Origin of the sequence: Agromyces aerolatus, from assembly GCF_031432255.1 — a bacterium.
Classification (GTDB): Bacteria; Actinomycetota; Actinomycetes; order Actinomycetales; family Microbacteriaceae; genus Agromyces.
Map to the genome: position 1 here is coordinate 174,173 of NZ_JAVKGQ010000008.1, position 7,311 is coordinate 181,483.

Consider the following 7,311-nt stretch of genomic DNA (forward strand, 5'->3'; position numbering starts at 1 on the left):
CTACGCGACGCGCTCGGCCCCGGCAAGGGGTTGCGACTCGCGTGACGGGCGCGGTCAGAGCGACCGCTGGGGCCGCGCGCTCCTCGCGCGGCCGAAGCGCAGGCGCAGGCCCCACACGGTGACCTTGGCCATGGCCTCGAACACGATGCCGAGGCTCATCTTCGAGCGACCGCGCTCGCGCTCCACGAACGTCACGGGCACCTCGACGATGCCGAGGCCCGCCTCACGCGCGTGCCACAGCATGTCGACCTGGAAGCCGTACCCTCGCGTGTGCACATCGGTGAGCTCCATGCGGCGCAGCGCGTCGGCCCGGAACGCGCGATAGCCGGCCGTCGTGTCGTGGGTGGGCAGCCGCAGCATGCGCCGGACGTACACGCTCCCGCCGCGCGACAGCCACTCCCGATGTTTCGGCCAGTTCTCGATGCGGCCGCCGGACACCCATCGCGATCCGATCACGAGGCCGACCGGCCGCCCCGAGGCATCCGTGCCCTCGAAGGCCGCGAGCAACGCGGGGAGTTCCTCGGGGCGGTGCGACCCGTCGGCGTCGAGTTGCACGATCGGGTCGTACCCGCGCTCCATCGCCCACCCGAACGCGTCGAGGTAGGCGGCGCCGAGGCCCATCTTCCCGGGCCGGTGCAGCACGTGGACGGCCGCGTCGGCGGCCGTCAGTTCGTCGGCCAGTCGGCCGGTGCCATCGGGCGACGCGTCGTCGACGACCAGCACGGATGCCTCGGGCGCAGCGCGACGCACACGATCGACGATCGTGGCGAGGTTCTCGCGCTCGTTGTACGTGGGAATCACCACGAGGGGTCCGGGCATCCTTCGAATAGTATCCCGGTTCGGCGGGTCCGCGTGACGCTCTCGGCGATCGACGAGCGGCGGCCTCGGCGGGTTCGCGGTACCCTGTGCGCGCAGAGCGCGGGAGGTGCATCATGCGAGCGACGTGGGCGCGGCCGATCGCTGCGGCCGGCATCGTCGGGGCGGTCGTGCTCACCGCCGGCTGCGGCATCATCGGGCCGACCATGCGGACCGAGGGTTCCGCACAGCTCGACGCGACCATCACCGAGGTGCGGCTGGACTCGGGCTCGGGGTCGGTGACGGTGTCGGGCGACGATGACGACGCCTCGCTCGAGTGGACGGTCATGACGCGCGCGAATCGCACGATCGGGCCGACGTACTCGATCGACGGCGGCACCCTCGTCCTGAGCGGGTGCGGTCAGTGGTGCTCGGTCGACTACCGGGTGCGCGTGCCCGAGGGCGTCGACGTGACGGGCCGGACGTCGAACGGCTCGATCGACCTCTCGGACGTCGGCGAGGTCGACCTGCAGACCACGAACGGCCGGATCACGCTCGACGGCGTCGACGGCCGCGTGCGGGCCTCATCGACCAACGGTCGCATCGAAGGCGAGGGGCTGGTCGGCACGGGCGTCGAGGTGCGCACCTCGAACGGGTCGATCGACCTCGAGATCGCGAGCGCGCAGGATGTCTCGGCCGAGAGCTCGAACGGGTCGATCGACGTGCGCGTGCCCGGCGGCTCGTACCGCGTCGAGACGCAGACGTCGAACGGCCGCGAGGAGGTGCAGGTGCCGAACACGGACGACGGCCGCTACCTCATCGACCTCCGCACCTCGAACGGTTCGATCTCGGTCAAGCCGACCGGCTGAGCGGAGCCGCTCCCGCATTCTTCGCGTCGCGCCAGGCGAGCCAGCGACGCACCCCGTCGAGGTCGTAGTCCGGGCCGGAGATGCCGAGCGTGAACAGACGGACCCCCGCGTCGAAGAGCGCCTCGGCGCGCTCCTCGTCACCACGGTTCAGCTCGTTCGAGACGACGATGCCCGAGACATCCCGCCCGACCCGATCGCCCCAGCGGGCGAGCACCTCGAGCTTGTGCGCGATCTCGTCGGGCTGCACGAAGGAGTGCCAGATGTCGGCGTGCTCGGCGACGATGCGGAGCGTCTTCTGCTCGCCCTTCCCGCCGATCAGGATCGGGATGTCCCGCGTCGGCGCCGGGTTCAGCTCGGCCCAGCGGGCGCGCACCCGGGGCAGCGCGTCGGAGAGCGCGTTGAGACGCGAGCCGGCGGTGCCGAACTCGTAGCCGTACTCGTCGTAGTCGCGCTCGAACCAGCCGGAACCCGTGCCGAAGACGAACCGCCCCGCTGCGCCGTCCTTCGCCGAGATGTGGTCGAGCGTGCGGGCCATGTCGGCCTGCAGGTCGGCGTTGCGATAGGAGTTGCAGTTCACGAGCGTGCCGAACTCGATGCGCTCGGTCTGCTCGGCCCAGGCGCCGAGCATGGTCCAGGCCTCGAAGTGCAGCCCGTCGGGGTCGCCGGTCAGCGGGAAGAAGTGGTCCCAGTTGAAGACGACGTCGACGCCGAGCTCTTCGAGCCGCAGCACGGTGTCGCGGATGGCCGGGTAGAACGCGTGCTGCGGCTGCACCTGCACTCCCAGCCACACAGGAATATCGAGACGCATTCATCTAGCGTACGTCCGCTCGGCGCGGCCGGGGCCGAGGGCGGGCTGGGTGGTCGGGATCTTGACGCCGAAGTCGTCATGCTGATATATTGTTATCGACCTCGCTCGCTTGCCCACTCGCTTGCGCATCACCCCGATCGGAGCCCCGTGTCACGTCGTCACCTCTTGACTTTCGCCGCCGCCACGATGGACCTCCGCTGCGTGACCAGCTGGGAGTTCACGTACCACCACCCCACGGATTCCAGCGCCACGGGCATCTCGATCTCGCTCGACCTCAAGACGGCCGTCTCGAAGACCGCCGTGATCAAGGCGGGGTCCCCACTGCCGAAGAGCGACATGACCCCGCAACAGGCCATCGACGCCATGCGCGCGCACGGCTACGACCAGCCGTTCGGACGGCTCTGGCTCGCGCCGGCGCAGGCGGGTACCGGCGCGCCCGAGTACGAGTTCTTCACCGACGTCTTCGACCACATCCTCATCGACGCGCGGACCGGCCGGGTCAGCAGCTACGAGTTCCCCGACCTGCCCGACTCCGTGATCGCGGTGCGCGCCGACCGCCTCGGCGGCGGCACGCGAACCCTCAAGGCCTTCACCTGTCCCGCGGCACACCACCCGTACCTCTGGAACGCGGACTTCGGTGTCGGGCTGAACGGTGCCCGCTTCCGCAGCTACCGGCTGGGCGGCACGATGCACGCGCCGCTGCCGACGACGGTCGACGGGCTCGTCTCCGGCTGGCACGAGAAGGCCGGCGGCATCACCGTCTATGACTTCGGCAAGGACGACGCCTACCTGTACGGCCTCTGCACCAAGGATCCTGCCGAGGCGTACGCCCCCGCTCCCACCGAATAGCACTCGCCGGACGATCCGACGAGTCGATGCCGACGAAAGGTCTCACCATGAAGCTCTCGACCTCGACCACGCTCGCGGCGGCCGGCGCGCTCTCACTCGCCGCGGTGCTCGGTGCCGCGCTGCCCGGCGCCGCGGCGCCGGCGGACGCCACGGCGTCGGCGGCCGACGCGGTGTGGCCGGTCGAAGTGAAGCGATTCGATCCCGACGCCGGCGCGACCCAGCCCATCCACTCGTACGCGTGCCCGCCCAGCCATCCCTGGCTCGCCACCTCGACCTCCGGCTGGGGCCTCCGCGGAATCGAGATCGACGGCGACGGGTACACCACGGGCGATGTGACGGTCGACGTGCGCCCCATGCGCGACGTGAACAAACTCGCCATCGGCTGGGAGGGCACCGAGACCGCGGTCAAGATCACCCAGCCGCACGACGACGACTTCACCGTCGTCGCCCACTGCACGAACGACCGCGCCCTGGCCTACGTCGGCTGAGTCACGGTCCGCCCTCGTCAGAGACGCATCAGATGGCACTCCGCACCACGACCACACTCGCCACCGTCGGCGTGCTCTCGCTCGCCGCGACCCTCGGCACCGCGCTGCCCGGCCTGGCGGCCCCGGCGGACCCGCCTCGCGAGCCCGCCGAGCGGGTCATCGCGCAGTCGAATCCGTTCGACGACCTGCCCGACTCGGTCTTCCCGTTCGAGCTCGGCACCATCGACACCCAGGTCTGGGAGACCGAGTTCACGTGCCCGGCCGGGCTGCCCTATCTCTGGAACCGCGACTTCGGCCTCCAGCTCAACGGCACCCGGTGGGGCACACCGAACTCGCTCGGGAAATTCCTGCCCAAAGCCACGAAGCTCACCACCGTGAACGGCCTCGCGTCCGGCTGGGAGACCGCACGGTTCAGTGCGGTGACGGGCGGCCGGATCTACGTGCTCTGCACCAAAGACCCCGCAGAGGGCTACGCCCCACCGAGCGAATCCCGATAACGCCCACCACGCCGCCGACCTTCGCGCGGTGCACCATCGATGCCCCCTTCAGACGCACGAAACCGGCGCAATGGGGTGGGACCGCGCAACGATCGGCCGTACGCTCGCACCATGGACAACCTCGATCGGGCGATCCTCGACCTGCTGCGACAGAACGCACGCGCCGGGTACGGGGACATCGGATCATCGGTCGGGCTCTCAGCCTCGGCGGTCAAGCGTCGCGTCGACCGGCTCGTCGCCGACGGCGTGATCCGCAGCTTCACGATCCAGGTCGACCCCACGGTCGACGGCATGAGCACCGAGGCGTACGTCGAGCTGTTCTGCCGCGGCACCGTGGCGCCCGACGAGCTGCGGCGCATCCTGCAAGACGTGCCCGAGGTCGTCTACGCGGGCACCGTCACGGGCAGCGCCGACGCGATCGTGCAGATCCGCGCGCGCGACATCACGAGCCTCGAGGACGCGCTCGAACGCGTGCGGATCGCCCCGAACGTCGACCACACCCGCAGCGCGATCGTGCTCTCGCGGCTCGTCAACCGCCAGCGCGACTGAGGGCCGGCATGCGTTTCGACATCGACCCCGGAGCATCCGAACCGCCCTTCGAACAGGTGCGCGCGCAGGTCGTCGCGGCCGTCCGCGACGGCGCGCTCACGCCCGGCGAGAAGCTCCCGACCGTGCGCGCCCTCGCCGGCGATCTCGGGCTCGCCGTGAACACCGTCGCCAAGGCGTACCGCGCACTCGAACACGACGCCATCATCGAGACCCGAGGCCGATCGGGCACATTCGTCGCGCCGCAGGGCGACACCACGCAGCAGAGCCTGCAGACGGCCGCCGCGGAGTACGCGGCGCTCGCGCGCCGCCTGGGCCGGCCCGCCGACGAGGCGCTCGCCGCGGTCGAGGCCGCGCTGCGGATCGGCACCGGCTGAGCGGCGACCGGTCTCTGCGCGATCAGGCGACCGGTCACGGGTCACGGGTCACGTGATCGTCACGACCAGCTCGTCGCCGACGAGCTCGATGCTCAGTGCGCGAAGGTCCGTGACCACCGCATGGGCCGCTCGGAGGTCGGTGGGGTCGTGCGAGGTGGCGACGGCGAGGGTCCACGCGCCCGCGGCGATCCCGGCATCGACTCCTGCCGGCGCATCCTCGACGACCAGGCAACGTTGCGGCGAGACGCCCAGTGCGGCGGCGGCGTTCAGGTACCCCTCGGGGTCGGGCTTGCCCGCGCCGACATCCTCGGCAGCGACCAACACCTCCGGAACCGGAAGACCGGCCGCCGCGAGGCGCGCCCGCATGAGCCGCTGCGAGCCGGACGTCACGGCCGCCCAGCGGTCGGCGGGAAGGCGGGGCAACAGCGATCGCGTGCCGTGCAGGGCGATCACGTCGTCCAGGTCCGCGAGCTCCAGCTGCTCCAGCTCGGCGACGGCCGCGTCCTGCTCGTCGGCGGCGACGAACATCGCGATCGTGTCCTCAGACCGTCGACCATGGCACACCCGGAGGATCTCGGCGACGTCCAACCCGCGACGCGACGCCCAGACCTGCCAGGTCCGTTCCACCGCGGGGGTCGAGTCGACCAGCGTTCCGTCGATGTCGAAGAGCACCGCGTCGATCTCGAATCGCATCCGACCACGCTATACGTGCGCACTGGGGAGAGCCTGGGCCGCGGTGGCGCGGGGGCGCGAGGCCGCGTGGGCGATTCGCCACGTGGGCGCTTGGGCGCGTAGCCGCATGTGTGCGTGGGCGCGTGGGTGCTCGACCGGTTCGTGCCGCGGTCGGATCGTTGGATGCTGCTCCGCGCTGGAAGACCCGGCGGAGTGAATGTCGGTGGGTGGTTGGATACTGGTGCGCATGACGAACTCACCGCTCGACCGGCTGCACGCCGAGGTGGCTGAGCTCGCCGCCGAGTGGGCGGGGGCGCTGCCGGTGTTCGGCGCGGCGGACGGTGGTGGGGCGGCTGGTGGGACGGGCGGCGTTGACGCCAGTGACGCGGCCCAGGCGGGTGCGAGTACTGACGGCCGAGGGTTCGAGGCGCTGAGCGGGCCGGGGTTGGTGCGGGTGATCGAGCGGGCGGCGCAGGTCAAACGGATGGTGGACGCATTCCTCGCCCATGCCAGCGCCGAGGTCGCTCGGCGGTCGGTGCCGGAGTTCGGTGCGAACGGGTTGGCGAAACAGCACGGGCATGCCAGCCCGGTCCGGTTGATCGAGGCCGCGACCGGCGGCGCGGCTGGTGAAGCGGCCCGGCTGGTCGCGGTCGGTGAAGCGATCCAGGAACGCCAGTCGTTCACCGGGACGGTGCCGGCGAAGTTCCCGCACGTACGCGCCGCGCTCGACACCGGGCGGCTGAGTATGGAGGCGGCGAACCTGATCACCGGGATGCTCCGCAGGGTCGAACTCCGCGCCGACCCCGACCGGGTGGGGTCGTACGAGCAGCGACTGGTCGAGATCGCGGCCGGGCAGCCATTGTCGCTCGTGCGACGCGCGGTCACCACCGCGCACGCCCAACTCGACACCGACAGCCTCGGCCCCGCCGATGAACGGTTGCATGCTGAGCGGTCGCTGACGTTCCGTGAAGACCCGGACGGGGTGTTCCACCTGCGCGGCCGGCTCGACCCGATCACCGCAGCACCGATCAAGGCCGCACTCGACGCGATGGTCAGCGACGCCCTCCGCCAACACGGCTCCGGCCACGCCACCACCGTTGCTCCGGGTAGTGGCCCGGCCGGTGCGGGTGGTGCGGCGGCTTCAGTCACGCAGGCGAGTGCGCCCGCGTACGGCACCGCCGCTGCCAGCTCCGCTGCCGTCACTGGTGCTCGGGCTAGAGCTGGGGCTGGGGCTGGGGCTGGAGCGGGAGCGGGTGGAGAGACCGGGACCGAGAGTGCGGGGCCGGTGGTCGAGGATCGGCGGTCGATTCCGCAGATCCGGGCCGACGCGCTTGCCGAACTCGCGAGGCACGCCTTGGGATGTCAGGCAGCGCCGGGTTCGGTGCCAGCCACGACGGTCGTGGTGCGGAT

10 protein-coding genes are annotated in these 7,311 nt (G+C 71.0%); 7 read left to right on the forward strand and 3 right to left on the reverse strand.

Features of this window, described 5'->3' with window-relative positions; genetic code table 11:
- Window positions 1–54 precede the first annotated feature (54 nt).
- A complete protein-coding gene (locus tag RH864_RS12035; protein ID WP_310517801.1) occupies window positions 55–819 on the reverse strand; it encodes a polyprenol monophosphomannose synthase in 765 nt (254 codons plus the stop codon).
- Window positions 820–932: 113 nt separating this feature from the next.
- On the opposite strand from RH864_RS12035, the gene RH864_RS12040 reads away from it, so the two are divergent.
- Complete coding sequence (locus tag RH864_RS12040; RefSeq protein WP_310517802.1) at window positions 933–1,664, forward strand: DUF4097 family beta strand repeat-containing protein; 732 nt, start codon at window positions 933–935, stop codon at window positions 1,662–1,664.
- Here the strand turns inward: RH864_RS12040 and RH864_RS12045 are convergent.
- On the reverse strand, window positions 1,648–2,472 hold the full coding sequence (locus tag RH864_RS12045) for an LLM class F420-dependent oxidoreductase (protein WP_310517803.1): 825 nt from the start codon (window positions 2,470–2,472) through the stop codon (window positions 1,648–1,650). The genes RH864_RS12040 and RH864_RS12045 overlap by 17 nt on opposite strands.
- A gap of 147 nt (window positions 2,473–2,619) precedes the next feature.
- Between RH864_RS12045 and RH864_RS12050 the strand changes: the two genes are divergently transcribed.
- From RH864_RS12050 to RH864_RS12070, 5 genes are all read left to right on the forward strand, one after another.
- On the forward strand, window positions 2,620–3,321 hold the full coding sequence (locus RH864_RS12050; protein WP_310517804.1) for a hypothetical protein: 702 nt from the start codon (window positions 2,620–2,622) through the stop codon (window positions 3,319–3,321).
- Window positions 3,322–3,368: 47 nt separating this feature from the next.
- Window positions 3,369–3,809 carry a hypothetical protein gene (locus RH864_RS12055; protein ID WP_310517805.1) on the forward strand — a complete coding sequence of 147 codons (441 nt, stop codon included), beginning with the start codon at window positions 3,369–3,371 and terminating at the stop codon, window positions 3,807–3,809.
- 32 nt (window positions 3,810–3,841) lie between these two features.
- A complete protein-coding gene (locus RH864_RS12060) occupies window positions 3,842–4,306 on the forward strand; it encodes a hypothetical protein (protein ID WP_310517806.1) in 465 nt (154 codons plus the stop codon).
- A gap of 111 nt (window positions 4,307–4,417) precedes the next feature.
- Window positions 4,418–4,855, forward strand: a complete 438-nt coding sequence (locus RH864_RS12065) for an Lrp/AsnC family transcriptional regulator (protein ID WP_310517807.1) — start codon at window positions 4,418–4,420, stop codon at window positions 4,853–4,855.
- An 8-nt stretch (window positions 4,856–4,863) separates the two neighbouring features.
- Window positions 4,864–5,229: a GntR family transcriptional regulator gene (locus RH864_RS12070; RefSeq protein WP_310517808.1), complete on the forward strand. Its 366-nt coding sequence runs from the start codon at window positions 4,864–4,866 to the stop codon at window positions 5,227–5,229.
- A gap of 48 nt (window positions 5,230–5,277) precedes the next feature.
- Here RH864_RS12070 and RH864_RS12075 read toward each other — a convergent pair whose 3' ends face one another.
- Window positions 5,278–5,922 (reverse strand): HAD-IA family hydrolase, encoded by a 645-nt coding sequence (locus RH864_RS12075; protein ID WP_310517809.1) that lies wholly within the window; start codon window positions 5,920–5,922, stop codon window positions 5,278–5,280.
- Between the two features lie 226 nt (window positions 5,923–6,148).
- Here RH864_RS12075 and RH864_RS12080 point away from each other — a divergent pair.
- Window positions 6,149–7,311: DUF222 domain-containing protein (locus RH864_RS12080; RefSeq protein WP_310517810.1), on the forward strand; the 1,163-nt coding region annotated here is incomplete at its 3' end.

Bases quoted from the DNA above. Each gene is read 5' to 3' on its own strand.
- RH864_RS12070 (WP_310517808.1), top strand. From the start codon at position 4,864: ATGCGTTTCGACATCGACCCCGGAGCATCCGAACCGCCCTTCGAACAG.
- RH864_RS12055 (WP_310517805.1), top strand. From the start codon at position 3,369: ATGAAGCTCTCGACCTCGACCACGCTCGCGGCGGCCGGCGCGCTCTCA.
- RH864_RS12040 (WP_310517802.1), top strand. From the start codon at position 933: ATGCGAGCGACGTGGGCGCGGCCGATCGCTGCGGCCGGCATCGTCGGG.
- RH864_RS12060 (WP_310517806.1), top strand. From the start codon at position 3,842: ATGGCACTCCGCACCACGACCACACTCGCCACCGTCGGCGTGCTCTCG.
- RH864_RS12045 (WP_310517803.1), bottom strand. From the start codon at position 2,472: ATGCGTCTCGATATTCCTGTGTGGCTGGGAGTGCAGGTGCAGCCGCAG.
- RH864_RS12065 (WP_310517807.1), top strand. From the start codon at position 4,418: ATGGACAACCTCGATCGGGCGATCCTCGACCTGCTGCGACAGAACGCA.
- RH864_RS12035 (WP_310517801.1), bottom strand. From the start codon at position 819: ATGCCCGGACCCCTCGTGGTGATTCCCACGTACAACGAGCGCGAGAAC.
- RH864_RS12075 (WP_310517809.1), bottom strand. From the start codon at position 5,922: ATGCGATTCGAGATCGACGCGGTGCTCTTCGACATCGACGGAACGCTG.